15 protein-coding genes are annotated in these 15,887 nt (G+C 73.3%); 8 read left to right on the top strand and 7 right to left on the bottom strand.

The genetic code is table 11. From position 1 onward, the window contains the following. Positions 1-5 precede the first annotated feature (5 nt). The 3 genes from ACWDCZ_RS10050 to ACWDCZ_RS10040 all read left to right on the top strand — a co-directional run bounded on the left by ACWDCZ_RS10050 (position 6) and on the right by ACWDCZ_RS10040 (position 2,040). Positions 6-494, top strand: a complete 489-nt coding sequence (locus ACWDCZ_RS10050) for a carboxymuconolactone decarboxylase family protein (protein ID WP_449815685.1) — start codon at positions 6-8, stop codon at positions 492-494. After that, entirely contained in the window at positions 491-1,435 is a 945-nt protein-coding gene (locus tag ACWDCZ_RS10045; protein ID WP_449815684.1) for a phosphotriesterase family protein, read from the top strand. Before ACWDCZ_RS10050 ends, ACWDCZ_RS10045 begins: the two co-directional genes overlap by 4 nt. 113 nt (positions 1,436-1,548) lie before the next feature. Continuing rightward, entirely contained in the window at positions 1,549-2,040 is a 492-nt protein-coding gene (locus tag ACWDCZ_RS10040; protein WP_449815683.1) for a GNAT family N-acetyltransferase, read from the top strand. Positions 2,041-2,166: 126 nt separating this feature from the next. On the opposite strand, the gene ACWDCZ_RS10035 is transcribed toward ACWDCZ_RS10040, so the two are convergent. Further along, on the bottom strand, positions 2,167-2,931 hold the full coding sequence (locus ACWDCZ_RS10035) for an SDR family NAD(P)-dependent oxidoreductase (protein ID WP_117492648.1): 765 nt from the start codon (positions 2,929-2,931) through the stop codon (positions 2,167-2,169). Positions 2,932-3,068: 137 nt separating this feature from the next. On the opposite strand from ACWDCZ_RS10035, the gene ACWDCZ_RS10030 reads away from it, so the two are divergent. Together ACWDCZ_RS10030 and ACWDCZ_RS10025 are read left to right on the top strand one after the other, a co-directional pair. Beyond that, positions 3,069-3,689, top strand: coding sequence for a TetR family transcriptional regulator (locus tag ACWDCZ_RS10030; RefSeq protein WP_380738600.1), 621 nt, complete (start codon positions 3,069-3,071; stop codon positions 3,687-3,689). Positions 3,690-3,950: 261 nt separating this feature from the next. Continuing rightward, positions 3,951-5,093 (top strand): alpha/beta hydrolase, encoded by a 1,143-nt coding sequence (locus ACWDCZ_RS10025; RefSeq protein ID WP_449815682.1) that lies wholly within the window; start codon positions 3,951-3,953, stop codon positions 5,091-5,093. Positions 5,094-5,210: 117 nt separating this feature from the next. On the opposite strand, the gene ACWDCZ_RS10020 is transcribed toward ACWDCZ_RS10025, so the two are convergent. Further along, positions 5,211-5,540 (bottom strand): MoaF-related domain-containing protein, encoded by a 330-nt coding sequence (locus ACWDCZ_RS10020; RefSeq protein ID WP_049658181.1) that lies wholly within the window; start codon positions 5,538-5,540, stop codon positions 5,211-5,213. 210 nt (positions 5,541-5,750) lie between these two features. Between ACWDCZ_RS10020 and ACWDCZ_RS10015 the strand changes: the two genes are divergently transcribed. Further along, positions 5,751-7,046 carry an esterase/lipase family protein gene (locus tag ACWDCZ_RS10015; RefSeq protein ID WP_449815681.1) on the top strand — a complete coding sequence of 432 codons (1,296 nt, stop codon included), beginning with the start codon at positions 5,751-5,753 and terminating at the stop codon, positions 7,044-7,046. Between the two features lie 138 nt (positions 7,047-7,184). Here ACWDCZ_RS10015 and ACWDCZ_RS10010 read toward each other — a convergent pair whose 3' ends face one another. Continuing rightward, complete coding sequence (locus ACWDCZ_RS10010) at positions 7,185-7,967, bottom strand: hypothetical protein (protein ID WP_143204634.1); 783 nt, start codon at positions 7,965-7,967, stop codon at positions 7,185-7,187. A 174-nt stretch (positions 7,968-8,141) separates the two neighbouring features. Then, the gene (locus tag ACWDCZ_RS10005) at positions 8,142-8,939 is read right to left on the bottom strand and encodes an IclR family transcriptional regulator (RefSeq protein ID WP_049653741.1); all 798 of its coding nucleotides are present in this window, start codon (positions 8,937-8,939) and stop codon (positions 8,142-8,144) included. Between the two features lie 202 nt (positions 8,940-9,141). Here ACWDCZ_RS10005 and aceB point away from each other — a divergent pair, with 202 nt between their 5' ends. Both aceB and ACWDCZ_RS09995 read left to right on the top strand, forming a co-directional pair. Beyond that, a complete protein-coding gene (gene aceB / locus ACWDCZ_RS10000) occupies positions 9,142-10,794 on the top strand; it encodes a malate synthase A (RefSeq protein WP_449815680.1) in 1,653 nt (550 codons plus the stop codon). A gap of 133 nt (positions 10,795-10,927) precedes the next feature. Continuing rightward, on the top strand, positions 10,928-11,329 hold the full coding sequence (locus ACWDCZ_RS09995; protein WP_074004300.1) for an allophanate hydrolase-related protein: 402 nt from the start codon (positions 10,928-10,930) through the stop codon (positions 11,327-11,329). Positions 11,330-11,625: 296 nt separating this feature from the next. Here the strand turns inward: ACWDCZ_RS09995 and ACWDCZ_RS09990 are convergent, their stop codons facing one another. The 3 genes from ACWDCZ_RS09990 to pucL form a co-directional block, all read right to left on the bottom strand. Beyond that, positions 11,626-13,011, bottom strand: a complete 1,386-nt coding sequence (locus tag ACWDCZ_RS09990; protein ID WP_117492640.1) for an 8-oxoguanine deaminase — start codon at positions 13,009-13,011, stop codon at positions 11,626-11,628. A 67-nt stretch (positions 13,012-13,078) separates the two neighbouring features. Next, positions 13,079-14,620, bottom strand: a complete 1,542-nt coding sequence (locus ACWDCZ_RS09985; protein WP_449815679.1) for a nucleobase:cation symporter-2 family protein — start codon at positions 14,618-14,620, stop codon at positions 13,079-13,081. Between the two features lie 333 nt (positions 14,621-14,953). Continuing rightward, positions 14,954-15,874 (bottom strand): factor-independent urate hydroxylase, encoded by a 921-nt coding sequence (pucL, locus tag ACWDCZ_RS09980; protein WP_074004302.1) that lies wholly within the window; start codon positions 15,872-15,874, stop codon positions 14,954-14,956. Positions 15,875-15,887 lie beyond the last annotated feature (13 nt).

The raw sequence follows: 15,887 nt of genomic DNA, 5'->3' as shown, positions 1-15,887 counted from the left end.
CCCCGATGTCCCCCGCGACCGCTCCCGCCGGCCCCGACCTCACCCCGGCCCCGCTCGACCGCGCGGCCGGCCACGCCCTGCTCGCCGACCTGGCCGGTCCGGGCGCCGCCGCCACCCTCGGCGGCCTGGACGCCCTCGCCCCCGGCTTCCCCGACTGGATCGTCACCAGCCTCTTCGGCGGCACCTACCAGCGCCCCGGCCTCGCCCTGCGCGACCGCCAGATCGCCAACCTGGCCGCCCTCACCGCCCTCGGCGGCGTCGAGCCGCAGCTCGCCGACCACGTCCGCTACAGCCGACGGATCGGCCTGACGGAGGCGGAGATCACCGAGGTCATGGTCCACCTCGCCCCGTACGTCGGCCTCCCCAAGGCGCTGGCCGGCCTGCGGGTCGCCACCGCGACCTTCGCCGAGAGCACCGAGAGCACCGAGAGCGCCGAGGCCACCAAGGCCGCCGAGAGCGCCTCCGGGACCGTCACCGAGGAGGCCGGGGCATGAGCCGCACCGTCCGCACCGTCCTCGGCGACCTGGACCCCGCCGTCCTCGGCGTCACCGACGCCCACGACCACCTCTTCATCCGCAGCCCGCTGCTCCCCGGCCAGGAGCTGGACGACCCGGCCGCCGCCGAGGACGTCCTGCGCGCCTACGCCGCCGCCGGCGGCCGCACCCTCGTCCAGTGGACCCCGCTCGGCCTGGGCCGGGGCGCGGACTCGCTCGCCGCGCTCTCCCGTACGACCGGCGTGCGGATCGTCGCCGCCACCGGCGCGCACCAGGCGGTCCACTACGTGCCGGGCTCCTTCTCCGCCACCGGCGCCGGGGCGGAGGACCGCCCCGGCCCGTACGCCGACCTGGCGGAACGTTTCGTCGCCGAGCTCACCACCGGTCTGCCCGGCGCGCCCGAGGGGGTCCGGGCCGGGCTGATCAAGGTCGCGGCCGACGCGGGGCCCGACAGTCGCCACACCCGGTGGACGATGGCCGCCGCCGCCGAGGCCCACCACGCCACCGGCGCCCCGATCGCCGTCCACCTCGAAGCCGACGGTGCCCCGCCAGGGGTGGTGCACCGGCTGTGCCACCGGCACGGCGTCCGGCCCGACCGGGTCATCCTCGGCCACCTCACCCGGCTCCCCGACCGTGCGCTGCACCGCCACCTGGCCGCCGAGGGCGTGTACCTCGCGCTGGACAGCCCCTCCCGGGCCGGCCACGCCGGCGACCACCAGGCCTTCGAGGTCATCGCCGACCTGGTCGAGGCGGGCCACGCCGCCCAGCTGCTGCTCGGCGCCGACACCACGACCCGGACCGCCCGCGCGGCCGGCGGCCCGGTCCGGCTGCTCACCGAGCTCGCCCCGCGCCTCGCCCGCAGCCACGGCCCCGAACTGCCCGAGCTGCTCCTCACCGCCAACCCGGCCGCCGCCTTCGCCGCCGACTGGCGCACGCCGTAGGGCACCCGCCGGGCCGTCGGACCCCGCCGAACCGCCGGGGCCGGTGGCGCGCGGGCCCGCAGGTACGGGAAACGGACTGACGGCCGCCGGTCGGGCCCTCTACGGTGCCGGACATGGTGACGCCGACGCTCCGATCCCTCACGACCGCCGACTGGCCGCTCTGGCGGGACCTCCGCCTCGCCGCCCTGACCGACGCACCGGAGGCCTTCAAGGCCGGCCTCGCCGACTGGCACCGGGGCGGCGAGGAGCGCTGGCGCGACCGGCTCGGCATCCCGGGCGCCCACCACGTCGCGGCCCTGCTGGACGAGGACCCGGTCGGGCTCGTCGGCGGCCTGCCCGGATCACCGGACGGGGTACGGGAGTTGCGCTCGCTCTGGGTCGCCCCGCGGGCGCGCGGCCGGGGCGTCGCCGACCGGCTCGTCGAGGAGGTCGAGCGCTGGGCCCGCGCCACCGGCGGGACCACGCTGCGCCTCGCCGTGCTCCCCGGCAACGAAGCGGCGCTCGCCCTCTACCGCCGCCACGGCTTCGCCCCGCTCGCGGAGCCGGGCGACCTGCTCGCCGACGGGGTCACCCGGGAACTCCTGCTCGGGAAGCCCCTGCGGTGACCTGACCGACCGCCGCCGCACCCGGCTCCGGCTCCGACAGCGACAGCGACGCGAAGGCGGGGCCTGCGCCGTACGGGGGACGGCACAGGCCCCGCCTTCGACCGGACCGAGGGGGCGATCAGCCGGTCACATGTGGGTGCCGCCGTCGATCCGCAGCTCGGTGCCGGTGACGAAGGCGCCGTCGTCGGAGGCGAGCATGGCGATCACGCCGGCCACCGTCTCCGGGCCGGCGAAGCCCTGGCCGAGGGCGGGGGAGAGCTTGGCCAGCAGGCTGAAGTCGGCGTCGGCGGGCAGGCCAGGGTTGTGGGTCATGCCGCTGTCGATGCTGCCCGGCGCGACGCAGACCGCGCGCAGGCCCTGCTTCGAGTACTCCGAGGCGATGGCGTGGGTGAAGGACTGGATGCCGCCCTTGGTCGCGGCGTACGCGGCCATGTACGGGTGGGCGAAACTCGCGGAGGTGGAGCTGAAGTTGACCACCACGCCCCGGCCGCCCGCGAGCAGCGCGGGGAGCGCCTCGCGGGTCATCAGGAAGGTGCCGGTCAGGTTCACCGCGAGGAGCTTGTTCCAGAACTCCAGGCTGGTCTCGTGGGTGTGCGAGGAGCGGAGGATGCCGGCCGCGTTGACCAGCACGTCCAGGCCGCCCAGGCCGGCGGTCGCCTCGGCGACGCCCGCGACGACGGCCGCCTCGTCCGAGATGTCCAGGACCTGAATGGTCAGGCGGTCCGCGGTGCCCTCGGCGGTGGCGCGGTCCAGGGTCTTCTTCAGGCCGTCCTCGTTGACGTCGACGGCGACGACCTTCCCGCCCTCGGCGAGGATCCGGTGCACGGTGGCCTGGCCGATGCCCGAGCCGCCGCCGGTGATCAGGACGTTCCGTCCGCTGAAGCGCTCCATGGTGGTACTCCGTTCGTTCGTGGTCTCTCGACCTCGGGAACCACGGTACGCCTGAGTGGCACGTTGTGCCAAAAAGGCTGGACGTGCCAGATCATCGTGACGTGCCACCTTGGCATGCGTCCGCGTAGGCTGGCCCTGTGACCGGACGCCCGACCCTGACCCAGCGCCGCCGTGAGGCCACCCGACTGGAGATCGCCCGTACCGCCGCCGCGCTCTTCGCCGAGCGGGGAGCCGAGGCGGTCACCGCCGAGGAGATCGCCCTCGCCGCGGGCATCTCGCTGCGCACCTTCTACCGGTACTTCTCCGTCAAGGAGGACGCCGTCGCCCCGCTGCTCGCGTCGGGCGGGCAGGAGTGGGTGGAACTGTTCGCGGCGAGCCCGGCCGACCTGCCGCTGCGCGAGGCGCTGGAGCGCGCGGCGGTCGCGTCGCTGACCCCGGCCGACGAGGCGCGGGCGGAGATGATGCGGTGGGCCCGCGGCCTGCTGCGCGACCCGAAGCTGAACGCCACCTGGCAGCGGGTCCACGCCGACTCGGAGGCGCGGCTGCGGGTCGCCCTCACCGAGCGCTGCCCGGACGGCACCGATCCGCTGGAGATCCGGCTGGCCGCCGCCGCCGCGACCGCGGCGATCCGGGTGGCCCTGGAGCAGTGGGCCTCCTCCGAGGCGCCCCTCGCCGGTCCGGGCTCCCCGCAGGACCTCGGCGCGCGCTGCATGCGCGAGCTCACGGCGGGGCTGCGGCTCTGGGAGCGGGTGGGCTGAGCCCGGGCGCAGCCCACCCCGCCCGCTCCGGCTGACGGGAGACAGCCGACCGCTGACAGATTTCAGATGACAACTTTCGAAATCTGTTATCTGAACGTTGTCATCTGTCAGCCCGGCTCCCCGTCACCTCCCAGCCGCGGTCAGCTTCCTCCCAGCTGGCGTTAGGGTTGGTCCTCGCGCCCCGGCGGGGGAACCGGGGTGACCTCCTCGGATGTCCCCAGCGGAGGGGACTGGAGTTCGAGGCGTGGGAGCAAGCGGGACATGGGTCTGACGAGCCACAAGGTGCTGGCGCTGACCGCACTGATCGCGGTCGTGATGATGGTCGGCACGGTCTGGCTGTGGCCCAGACTCGCGAAGAAGACCTGGCAGTCGGTGCTCGGCCGGATCGGCGCACTGCTCGCCACCCAGCTCGCGGTGCTCGCCGCGCTCGGCCTGGTCGCGAACAACTACTTCGCCTTCTACAGCAGTTGGGACGACCTGCTGGGCACCGGCGACACCGGCCCGGTGGTCATCCACAACAAGGCGGACGCCTCCGGCCGGCTGATGGTGGAGACGATGGGCCAGGCCGCGGTCAAGGGCGGCGGCGCGATGGGCCGCGAGCCCGCCCAGTCCGGCGAGATCCGCAAGGTCCGGATAGACGGCGCGGCCAGCCGGCTGTCCACCGAGGGCTACGTCTACCTGCCCCCGCAGTACTTCCAGCCGGAGTACGCCCAGAAGCAGTTCCCGGCCGTGATCGTCAGCACCGGATTCCCAGGAATCGCCGAGAACCTGATCACCCGCTTCAACTACCCGGGCGCCGCGCTCAAGCTGCTGCAGGAGGGGCGGATGCAGCCGACCGTCATGGTCCTGGTGCGCCCCTCGCCCGCGCTGCCCCAGGACACCGAGTGCGAGGACGTCCCGAACGGCCCGCAGTCCGACACCTACTTCACCAAGGACGTGCCCTCGGCGATCCAGGCCAGCTACCGGGTCTCCACCGACCCGCAGGCCTGGGCCTTCATGGGCAACTCGACCGGCGGCTACTGCGCGCTCAAGCTGGCCATGCGCCACCCGGACGTCTTCCCGACCGCCGTCGCCCTCTCCGCCTACTACGACGCCGCCGACGACCCGACCACGGGCGACCTCTTCGGCGGCAGCAAGCAGCGCCGCGACGAGGCCAACCTGCTGTGGCGGCTGAAGAACCTGCCGCAGCCGAAGGTGTCCGTGCTGCTGGCCGGCACCAAGAAGGGCGACGGCGACTACCGGCAGCAGACCGAGGCCTTCGTCGACGCGGTGCAGAGCCCGATGAAGGCCTCGTACAGCATGCTGGAGAACGGCGGCCACAACTTCGAGACCTGGAGCGCCCTGCTGCCCTCCTCGCTGGAGTGGCTGTCCCAGCACCTCAAGGTGCCGAACCAGTCCGCATGAGCCTGACCGGCCGGGCCTGACCGACCGATCCTGGACGACCGGGCCTGACCGACCGAACCCCCGGAGCCACGGCCCCGGGGGTTCGGTCATTCAGGAGTCGTACGGCGGTCCCGCCGCTCAGGCCACCCGCTCCAGCGTCCCGGTGTGCAGCTGGCCGACCCGGCCGCCCTCGCCCTCGAAGGTCCAGAAGGCCCGCACGGTCAGCCTGCCGAGGTCCATCACGTGGCTGACGGTGATCCCGCTCTGCTCGGTCCAGCTGACGAAGTAGATCGAGGGCGCGACCTCGGCGACGTGCAGGCGCACGTCCTCCCACTGGCCCGCGGACTCGCCGAGGCCCTCCCAGCGCAGCCGCGTGCCGTCGGCCGAGTAGGTGTTGCGGAAGGCCGCGCCGTTGTCGACCCGGAAGAGGTAGGTGCGGCCGGCGAAGGCGGGCAGGGGCGCGGTCATGGTGGGGCGGGTCCTCGTCTCTGTCAGGTCGTGGCGAGCACCCGGTCGGGCTCGCCGCTCTTGTGCACGGCGGATGATGTCAGGCTTCCAATTTATCCGACCGGGCGCACTCGGTCAGGCAAAGGCCACGGTACGGTCCGCCACCACGCGGCGGCCCGGGTGTGCGACCGGCACATGGGCAGGGCCGCGCGCCGGCCCTAGCGTCCGGCCATGAGACGTACCCCCACACGCCCCGGCCCCGCGAGACGCGTCCCCACCGCCCTCGCCGCCGTGCTCCTGACCCTCGCCGCCGCCCTGCTCGGCACCCCCACCGCCGCGCAGGCGGGTACGGCCCGGGCCGCGGCCGCCCCCCTCACCCTGGAAGCGACCTTCCCCGCCCCCGGCAACGGCTGGGCCAAGGTCGAGCGCTACCTCGACACCACCCCCGGCTTCGGCGCCGAGCAGTTCCCCGCCGACGGGCGCGGCGACCAGGACGGCGCCCGCCGGACGTACTTCGGCACCGGTCGGCCCTCCTCCGCCCGGTTCCTGCTCTACTCCGCCGCCGGCTGGGACACCGGCGCCCAGGCCACCCCCGTCCTGCTGGTCCACGGCGCCAACGACAACGCCGACCGGGCCTGGGCGAACCCGGGGGAGAGCGGCGCCTGCGGTGCCGCGAACTGCCCGTCCACCGGGCTCGCCCAGTACCTGGCCGGCACCGGCCACCGGGTCTTCGCGATCGGCTTCGCCCACAAGCACGGCGACAACCTGCTCCAGGCGCAGGCGGTCGGCGACGCGGTCGCGCTGATCCGGGCCCGGCTCGGGGTCCCCCAGGTCGACGTGGTGGCCTGGAGCAAGGGCGAGGTCGCCGCCCGGGCGTACGTGTCCTCGGTGAAGCCCTCCTGGGGGAGGGCGTACGCGGGCGACGTGCGCCGGCTGGTCACGCTGGGCGGGCCGCACGGCGGGCTCGACTACGTGTACGCGCACGGCTGGGACTTCGACCTGGTGACCTGGCCCGCCTGCGGCGGCACCGCCAACGCGCCGTCCCCGCACCTCTCCATGACCTGCTACGGCACGTACACCGCGCAGCCCTGCCTCGGGGTGCTGCCGAGCGGCGGCTACGACTGCTACCCGGGCCAGCGCCAGCTGCTCGCCCGCTGGGACGGCACCTACGGGGTGGACAGCAGTGCGCAGGACTGGTGGACCACCTACTACGGCGGCCAGGGCTTCTACACCTCCGGCCAGGGCATCCAGGCGGCGATCGACGCGGGCTCGCTGATCGCCCCGCTCCGGCAGGCCGGCATCCCGGCCGCGGTGCGCACCTACCTGCTGGCGGGCGGGTCCGCCGACATCCCGGGCGTGCTCAACGAGGGCCGCGGGCCGAGCGACGGCCTGGTCTTCACCGCGAGCGCGCTGGACACCACCGGCATCGCGACGGTCGGCGGCACCCGGCTGCTCGGCGGCCTGAACCACCTGGAGCTCGCCTGGGCGCCGGACGCGGCGAGCCAGGTCAACGCCTGGCTGAGCTGAGCCTCAAGCCGGTCAACTCGACTGCCGCACAGGGCTGTTGGTCGGCACCACGGCGGGTGCGGCGCCCCGCCCGCCACCGGCAGGACGGTCCCGTCGGCAGGGCCGACCCCGCCGACGGGACCGCGCGGCCCACACGGCTCAGGAACCGGCGGCCGTCCCGGCCACCGTGATGTCGAACGGCTGCCGGTTGTTGCCCTCGTACCGGTCGTCCGCGCTGCGCACCGCGACCGAGCCGCCGCTCAGCCTGCCCTCCGGCAGGTCCGGGGCGAGCCGGACCGGGATGAGGGCGGTCGCGCTGCGCCCCTCCCGCAGCCCGGGCGCGAACACGCACCGCACGACGCGGCCGCGGCTCACCACCTGGCAGGTGGACGGGAAGAACGGGCCCTCCGGGCTGACGCCCTCCGGCAGGGTGATCGCGACCGTGAACGGGGAGGCGGTGGTCTCCGGGCCGCCGTTGCCGACGAAGGCGTGGATGGTGGTGGTGCCGCCGGGCGCGGCCGCGTCCGGGTCGATCCGGACCACCTCCAGGTCGGAGTCGGACGGTCGCGCGGCGGCCTCGGCCGTCCCGGACCCGGCGGTGGACCCGGCCCCGGACCCGGCTCCGGGCTTGGCCGGGGCCGGCAGGGTCGAGGCGGTGGGCGTCGCCGGTGCGGGCAGGGTGGACGGCGAGGGCGCACCGGCCGCGACGACCTCCACGGCGGGCCGGGGCTCGGGCCGCCGCAGCGCCCAGACCGGGTCGGTGGCCAGTACCGTCACCGCGCACCCCGCCGCCACGGCCGCGACCAGCCCGGCCCCGCCGAACCCCCGGCCCCTCGCGGCGCGCCGTACGCCACCGGCCCGTACGCCATCGGTCCGGACCTCACCTCCCCGGACCCCACCGCCCCGCGCGCCCTCCCATGCGTCCCGGTACTGCTGCTCCATCCCCGCTCACCCTGCCCTCGCGTCCCGGCCGCCCGCGCCGTTGCGGGCCGCGTCGGCACCAGGGTGGCGGAGCCACTGCCGCAGCTGGGCGGCAACCCGCCCGTCGTCCGCCCGAACGGATGACGCGGCACGCCGTGCCAACCGGGTCGGCGGGCAAGGGAGGTTGACGTTCCGTCAGGGAGCGAGGACCTGGCCCAGCCGGGTCGCGATCTGGTGCATCACCGGTACCAGCGAGGCGGCTCCGGCCTGCTCCTCCAGCGCCCGGATGCGGGCCTCCGGGCCGGAGACCGAGAGCGCGGTGGGCGTCGGCGCGCCCGGGACGGCGAGCGCGATGCAGCGGACGCCGATCTCCTGCTCCTGGTCGTCGACCACGTAGCCGCGCTCGCGCGCCTCGGCGAGCTGGCGCATCAGCTCCTGCGGGTCGGTGACCGTGTACTCGGTGTGCGCTGGCAGCGGGTTGGGGCCGAGCACGGCGCGGGCCTCGTCCTCGGGCAGCTGGGCGAGCAGCGCCTTGCCGACGCCGGTGCAGTGCGGCTGCACCCGTCGGCCGACCTCGGTGAACATCCGCATCGAGCGGCGCGACTGCACCTGGCCGACGTACACCACCTCGCCGCCCTCCAGCACCGCCAGGTTGGCGGTCTCGCCGGTGGCCTCCATGAGCTCGGCCAGGTACGGGCGGGCCCAGCTGCCGAGCAGCCGGCCGGCCGTCTCGCCGAGCCGGATCAGCCGGGGGCCGAGGGTGTAGCGGCGCGCGGTGTCCTGGCGGACATAGCCCTGCTGCACGAGGGTACGAACCAACCGGTGGATGGTCGGCATCGGGAGGCCGGACGTGGTGGAGAGCTCGCTGAGGGTGGCCACGCCGCCGGAGTCGGCCAGCGCCTCCAGGAGTTGGAAGGCGCGTTCGACGGACTGCACGCCGCCGCCCGCGCGGTCGGCGCCTGTCGTCGATGCTGGGTCGGGGGTCGCAACCACCGGCGTTTCCTTCACTGTCGGGGAGGAGTAGAGTCCCGGCGATCTCTTCAACAAACCGTTGAAATTCTGTATCGCGGAAACTAGTCTCCACCTTACAGAATCGAACTCGCCGACAGGCGGGTACCGATCGAGGAAGTTCCCTGAGGAAGTTCCCACCGGAGCTCCCTCCGCCAGGCTCAACCGTCTTAGGAGTGTCCTGCTCATGGCTGCAGATCAGGGGCCCGTCGGCGCCTCGCCCGCCGCTCCGGTCGTCACTGTCGCCGGTCCTCGCGTCCCCCGGGCGGAGGGGGTGCTCACTCCGGAGGCGCTCGCCTTCGTCGCCGGGCTCCATCAGGCCTTCGAGGGGCGCCGACAGGAGCTGCTGGCCGGGCGGAAGGCCCGCCGCGCCGAGATCGCCGCCACCGGCACGCTGGACTTCCGCCCCGACACCGCCGACATCCGGGCGGGGGACTGGAAGGTCGCCGAGGCGCCCCGCGCCCTCCAGGACCGCCGGGTCGAGATCACCGGGCCGACCGACCGCAAGATGGTCGTCAACGCGCTCAACTCCGGGGCGCGGATCTGGCTCGCGGACTTCGAGGACGCCACCTCCCCGACCTGGGAGAACGTGGTCGGCGGCCAGGTCAACCTGACCGACGCCTTCGAGGGTCGGATCGACTTCACCGGCGCGGCCGGCAAGGCGTACACCCTCAAGCCCGCCGCCGAGCTCGCCACCGTCGTGGTCCGCCCCCGCGGCTGGCATCTGGACGAGAACCACCTGCTGGTCGACGGCACCCCGGTGGCCGGCGCGTTCGTCGACTTCGGCCTCTACTTCTTCCACAACGCCGCCCGGCTGCTGGCCAAGGGCGCCGAGGACCCCAACTCCGGCCCGTACTTCTACCTGCCGAAGACCGAGAGCCACCTCGAGGCCCGGCTGTGGAACGACGTGTTCACCCACGCCCAGGCCGAACTCGGCATCCCGCACGGCACGATCCGGGCGACCGTGCTGATCGAGACCATCACCGCCGCGTTCGAGATGGACGAGATCCTCTACGAGCTGCGCGACCACGCGGCCGGCCTCAACGCCGGGCGCTGGGACTACCTGTTCTCGATCGTCAAGAACTTCCGCGACGCGGGCGAGCACTACATCCTGCCGGACCGCAACACCGTCACCATGGCCTCGCCGTTCATGGCCGCCTACACCCGGCTGCTGGTGCGGACCTGCCACCGGCGCGGCGCCCACGCGATCGGCGGCATGGCCGCGTTCATCCCGAGCCGCCGCGACCCGGAGGTCAACGCGGCCGCGCTGGAGAAGGTCAAGGCGGACAAGGACCGCGAGGCCGGGAACGGCTTCGACGGCTCCTGGGTCGCCCACCCCGACCTGGTGCCGGTCGCCCGGGCCTCCTTCGACGCGGTGCTCGGCGAGCGGCCCCACCAGAAGGACAACCCCGGCCCGGCCGAGCCGGTGACCGCCGCCCAGCTCCTCGACATCGCCGGAGCCGGCGGCACCTGCACCCGCGCGGGGCTGCACAACGCCGTCCAGGTCGGCATCCGCTACATCGAGGCCTGGCTGCGCGGCCTCGGGGCCGTCGGCATCTTCAACATGATGGAGGACGCCGCCACCGCCGAGATCTCCCGCTCGCAGATCTGGCAGTGGATCCACAACGGGGTCGTGCTCTCCGACACCGGCGAGAAGGCCACCGCCGACCTGGTCCGCTCCCTGGTCGCCGCGGAGCTGGCCGAACTCCTCGCCGAACTGGGCGAGGAGGCCTACGGCGCCGGCCGCTGGCCGGAGGCCGCCCGGCTCTTCGAACAGGTCGCCCTGGCCGAGGAGTTCGTGGACTTCCTGACCCTCCCCGCGCTCCCGCTGCTGGGCTGATCCCGACCTGCCCACCGGAGCCTGCCCGGCTGTAGTGCGCCGGCGGTCCACCACTCCGTTCCGTACGGCGACGAATCCCACCTGTCCTCTCGTCGCCGTACGGAACGGTCTTGTCCACGTAAGGAGTTCACCCATGGCGCGCATGTTCTTCAACGGCCAGGCAATGGTCGGCGGTCCCTTCCACGCGAAGGTCGCCGACTCGCTGATCGGGCCGGCCAGGACCGCCCCCGGCTACCGCTTCTTCTCCATCGACCACAGCGGCGGCACGGACGTCTGCCCGGGACTGCTGGCCGACCCGGAGGCGGACACCGCCATCGAGGGCGAGCTGTACGACATCCCCCTGGAGCGGCTGCGGGACGTCATCCTGCCGGGGGAGCCGCGGGAGCTGGAACTGGGCGTCATCGAGCTGGAGGACGGCTCCGCGTGCCTGTCCATGCTGCTCTCCCGGGGCGAGCTGGAGCGCGGCGTCCACCGGGAGATCACCCACCACGGCGGCTGGCGCGCCTACCTGGCGTCGATCGGGCGCACGGCCTGACGGCTGCCGCCGGGTGTGCCGGCAGCCCCGGACCCTCGCCGTGGGTCCGGGGCTGCGGTCCGCGCACCGATGACGGCGAACAGACGACAGATAACAGGCGACAGATAACAGATAACAGATGACGAAAGTTGTCAGCTGTCATCCGTCCGCCACTGTCGTCCGTCCGTCGCCCCGAGGTGCGCGGAGCCCGGGGGCGCACCGTCCCTGGGCGCCCCCGGAGTACGGGGTGGGCGTCGAACCGGCCCCGGACCGGACCGAACCGGCGCTAGACCGGACCGACCCAGACCGGACCGGCCCTAGACCGGACGCGCCGCCAGCTCGCGGGCGGCGCGGGCGCAGTCGCGTGCGATCCGGTCCTCGTTGACGGTGGTCAGCTGCCCCTTCTCGACCACCGCGTTGCCGTTGACGAACAGCACCGACAGCGGCGGCAGCGCGCCGAAGGTGAGCGCGGCGACCGGGTCGGCGATGGACGAGTGCATGACCCCGTCGATCTTCCACAGCGCCAGGTCGGCGAGCTTGCCGACCTCGATCGAGCCGATCTCGTCCTGCCGGCCGAGCACCCGGGCGCCGCCCATGGTGCCCAGGCGCAGCGCCTGCCGCCCGGTCAGCGCGGCGGGGGAGCCGTGCAGCCGGTTGATCAGCAGGGCGTTGCGCAGCTCCGTACCCAGCTCGCCGGACTCGTTGGAGGCGGTGCCGTCCACCCCGAGCCCGACCGGGACGCCGGCCCGGAGCATGTCGGGCACCCGCGCGATCCCGGCCGCCAGGCGGGCGTTGGAGGACGGGCAGTGGGCGACGCCGGTGCCGGTCTCGGCGAACTTGGCGATGTCGGAGTCGTTCATGTGCACGCAGTGCGCCATCCAGACGTCCTCGCCGAGCCAGCCCACCGACTCGAAGTAGTCGGTCGGCCCCATGCCGAACAGCTCCTTGCAGAACGCCTCCTCCTCGGCCGTCTCCGAGCCGTGGGTGTGCAGCCGGACGCCCTTGCGGCGGGCGAGTTCGGCGGACTGCCGGAGCAGGTCGGTGGAGACGGAGAAGGGGGAGCAGGGCGCGAGGGCGATGTGCAGCATCGAGCCGAAGGAGGAGTCGTGGTAGCGGTCCACGGCGGTCTCGGAGGCGGCCAGGATGTCGTCCAGCTCCTCGACCGCGTGGTCCGGCGGCAGCCCGCCGTCCTTCTTCGAGCGGTCCATCGAGCCGCGCAGCGCGGTGAAGCGCAGGCCGAGCTCCTGGACGGCCTCGATGGAGGCGCCGAGGATGTCGCCGCCGTCCTTCGGGAAGACGTAGTGGTGGTCCGAGGCGGTGGTGCAGCCGGACTTGAGCAGCGCGGCGGCGGAGCCCTGGCCGGCGGCGTGCACGAGCCGCTCGTCGATCCGCGCCCAGGTCGGGTAGAGGGCGACCAGCCAGTCGAACAGGATGTCGTCCTGGGCCAGGCCGCGGGTGATCCACTGGTAGAAGTGGTGGTGGGTGTTGACCAGGCCGGGGGTGGCCAGGTGGCCCTCGCCGTTGATCCGGCGCACCACGTTGTCCAGCCACGCGGGGGCGGGGCCGTCGCCCACCGCCTCGATGGTGTTGCCGAGGAGGACCACGTGGCCGCGGGCGTACTCGGTGTCGTTCGCGTCCACGGTGGCGATCGCGACGTTCTCGATCACGGTCCGCTGGTCGGTGGGCGGGGGCTGGACTGCCATGGCGTGACTCCTAGGGGGGAGGGCCGGGAGGGGTGCGCACCGTGGTGCGCGCCCCTCCCGGGGCCGGTCAGGACGGCGTCGCCGTCGGAACCGTGGGACCTGTCGGCATCGACGGCACCGCGGGAGCCGTCGGAGCCGCCGGTACCGTCGCGTCGGAGCCCTGGCCGGGCCTGGAGCGACGGGCGGCCCCGACGTGGTGGAAGAGCAGGTTGAGCAGGACGGCCACCACGCAGCCGGCCGATATCCCCGAGTGCAGCAGGGTCCGGGCGGCCTCCGGGAAGGAGTCGTAGAACGTCGGCGCGGCGATCGGGACGATGCCGACCCCGAGCGCGACGGACACGAGGATGGTGTTCGACCCGGACTCCATGCCGGCCTCCGCGAGGGTGCGGATGCCGCTGGCCGCGACCGTGCCGAAGAGCACGATCCCGGCGCCGCCGAGGACGGGCTGCGGCACCAGGGAGACGACCGAGCCCAGCACGGGGAACAGCCCCAGCAGGACCAGGATGCCTCCGCCGGCCGCGACCACGAAGCGGCTGCGGATCTTCGTCAGCGCCACCAGCCCGATGTTCTGGGCGAAGGCGCTGGCGGCGAAGCCGTTGAAGACGGGGCTGAGCGCGGTGGCCAGGCCGTCGGCCCGCAGGCCGGCGGCGAGGGTGGGTTCGTCCGCCTCGCGGTCGACGATCCTGCCGAGGGCGAGCATGTCGGCGGTGGACTCGGTCATCGCGACCACCATGACGATGCACATCGAGACGATCGCGGCGGCGTCGAACACGGGCGCGCCGAAGTGGAACGGGGAGGGGAGCGAGAAGACCTTCGCGTCCTTGACCGCGCCGAAGTCGGCGAGCCCCAGCGGGAAGGCGATCAGGGTGCCGAACGCCAGGCCGATGAGCAGGGACAGCTGCTGCCAGAACCCGCGCAGCAGCCGGTTGCAGAGCACCACCGCGACGAGGGTGATCGCGGCGAGGCCGACGGCCCGCATGGAGCCGTACCCGGGGGCGCCCGGCGAACCGCCGCGCGCCCAGTTGACCGCCACCGGGAGCAGGGACACCCCGATGAGGGTGATCACGGTGCCCTGGACGACCGGGGGGAAGAACCGGATGAGCTTGCAGAAGTACGGTGCCGCGAGGAAGCACAGGAGCCCCGCGACGATCACCGCTCCGAAGATCACCGGGAGGGCCTCCTTCGGTCCTCCCGTCTTCTCGATGGAGCCCTTGGCGATGGCGATCATGGGCGCGACCCCCGCGAAGGAGACGCCGTTCACGAACGGCAGTCGCGCGCCGATCTTCCAGATGCCGAGGGTCTGGAGGAGGGTGGCCAGTCCGGCGGTGAACAGGCTGGCCGAGATGAGCAGGGCGAGTTCGGCGGGGGAGAGCCCGACGCCGGCGCCGACGATGAGCGGGGGTGCGACGACCCCCGCGTACATCGCGGCGACGTGCTGGAGTCCGGTGGAGAACAGCTTCACCGGGGGCAGCAACTCGTCCACGGGATGGGTTCCGGGCCGGGGCGGCTTGCCGGTGCGGTGCGCCGGCGTGCCGTCCGTGCCGTCCGGGTCCTGCGTTCTCTCCGGGGTGGAACCGCCGTCTGTACTGGTGGTGTTGCTGGGTGCCATGTCGAGCCCCTCTTGTGCCCGTGGCTCCCGGCGCGCCCGTGGCGCTGGAGTGCGGCTGGTGCTGGTGCTGGTACGACCGGGGGCGGGACGGCGGTGCAAGGATCCCTCGGCCGGGCTCTCCAGTGCCCCGGGCCGGCCGCCGCGAGGCAGACACGAACTCCGGTGGGTGGGGGTGGAGGTGGAGAAGAACTAACTGGTGCGGGTGGTGCCTGGTGATGGGGCCGGTGGGGCGGCCCGCCCGGCCGTCCGGCCCGTGGGGACCGGGGGATGCGGCGATTCCGGGCGGCGTCCACCTGGTGGTGCGGGTGCTGAGGGTGCCGAGGGTGGGGGAGGTCAGGCGACCGGGATGACCGGGACGACGCCCTCGCGGTGCACGGTGCCCTCGATCAGGCCGTACATGCGGTCGGCGGCGAAGTAGACCTCGTTCTCGTTCTTGAGGCCGAACGGCTCCAGGTCGACCAGGAAGTGGTGCTTGTTCGGCAGTTCGAGGCGGACCTCGTCCACCTCGGCGCGGTTGTTGAGGACCCGGGTGCCCATCGCGTGCAGGGTCTGCTGCAGCGAGTAGGAGTAGGTCTCGGCGAACGCCTCCAGCAGGTGCCGCTTCACGTGGGTGTAGGAGCGGTTCCAGTTTGGCTGGGCCTCGCCGTCCCGGCCGCTGTAGCCGAACTTCCAGCGGGCGGTGACCTGGGTGGCGAGGATGCGGTCGTACGCTTCCTGGAGGGTGGTGTAGCCGTCCTTGATGTAGCCCCAGAACTCCGAGTTGGTGGAGTTCATGACGACCAGGTCCTTCAGGCCGGATATGACCTGGACGGACTCCCCGTCGTAGACGATCTCGCTGGTGCGGACCTCCTGGCCGTTGCGGACGAAGGAGTGGCCGACCTCCTCCGAGCCGATGAAGCGGGCCGAGCTGTCCGGCGTCCGGATCCGGTCCCAGGAGTACTCCTCGATCCGGATCCGGGCGCTGTGCACGACGCCGCGTTCGGTGTCGTCGACGAAGTGGCGGGCCAGGAGGATGCCGAACGCCTCGGCCGACTCGATGCCGTGCTCCTTGGCGAAGGCGTAGACGGTGTTCTTGGTGGTGTCGGTGGGAAGGCAGTTGGCGTTGGACCCGGTGAGGTGGACGTCCTCGAACTCGCCGCGGAGCGAGACCGAGACGTTCAGGTCCTTGATCTCGTGCCGGGTGGAGTCGCGGTGGATCCGGACGATGCGGTTCTCCGCCTTGCCGTACTGGTTCTGACCGAGCACGTGGGCCATGACGTGGCTCCTA

The organism is Kitasatospora sp. NPDC001225 (assembly GCF_053597855.1).
The sequence above is the reverse complement of the archived record's forward strand: the minus strand, read 5'-3'. Positions and strand labels throughout refer to the sequence as shown.

Excerpts from the sequence above, each read along its gene's own strand:
- ACWDCZ_RS10050 (WP_449815685.1), top strand. The coding sequence starts at position 6 with ATGTCCCCCGCGACCGCTCCCGCCGGCCCCGACCTCACCCCGGCCCCG.
- ACWDCZ_RS10045 (WP_449815684.1), top strand. The coding sequence starts at position 491 with ATGAGCCGCACCGTCCGCACCGTCCTCGGCGACCTGGACCCCGCCGTC.
- ACWDCZ_RS10040 (WP_449815683.1), top strand. The coding sequence starts at position 1,549 with ATGGTGACGCCGACGCTCCGATCCCTCACGACCGCCGACTGGCCGCTC.
- ACWDCZ_RS10035 (WP_117492648.1), bottom strand. The coding sequence starts at position 2,931 with ATGGAGCGCTTCAGCGGACGGAACGTCCTGATCACCGGCGGCGGCTCG.
- ACWDCZ_RS10025 (WP_449815682.1), top strand. The coding sequence starts at position 3,951 with ATGGGTCTGACGAGCCACAAGGTGCTGGCGCTGACCGCACTGATCGCG.
- ACWDCZ_RS10020 (WP_049658181.1), bottom strand. The coding sequence starts at position 5,540 with ATGACCGCGCCCCTGCCCGCCTTCGCCGGCCGCACCTACCTCTTCCGG.
- ACWDCZ_RS10015 (WP_449815681.1), top strand. The coding sequence starts at position 5,751 with ATGAGACGTACCCCCACACGCCCCGGCCCCGCGAGACGCGTCCCCACC.
- ACWDCZ_RS10010 (WP_143204634.1), bottom strand. The coding sequence starts at position 7,967 with ATGGAGCAGCAGTACCGGGACGCATGGGAGGGCGCGCGGGGCGGTGGG.
- aceB (WP_449815680.1), top strand. The coding sequence starts at position 9,142 with ATGGCTGCAGATCAGGGGCCCGTCGGCGCCTCGCCCGCCGCTCCGGTC.
- ACWDCZ_RS09995 (WP_074004300.1), top strand. The coding sequence starts at position 10,928 with ATGGCGCGCATGTTCTTCAACGGCCAGGCAATGGTCGGCGGTCCCTTC.
- ACWDCZ_RS09990 (WP_117492640.1), bottom strand. The coding sequence starts at position 13,011 with ATGGCAGTCCAGCCCCCGCCCACCGACCAGCGGACCGTGATCGAGAAC.
- ACWDCZ_RS09985 (WP_449815679.1), bottom strand. The coding sequence starts at position 14,620 with ATGGCACCCAGCAACACCACCAGTACAGACGGCGGTTCCACCCCGGAG.
- pucL (WP_074004302.1), bottom strand. The coding sequence starts at position 15,874 with ATGGCCCACGTGCTCGGTCAGAACCAGTACGGCAAGGCGGAGAACCGC.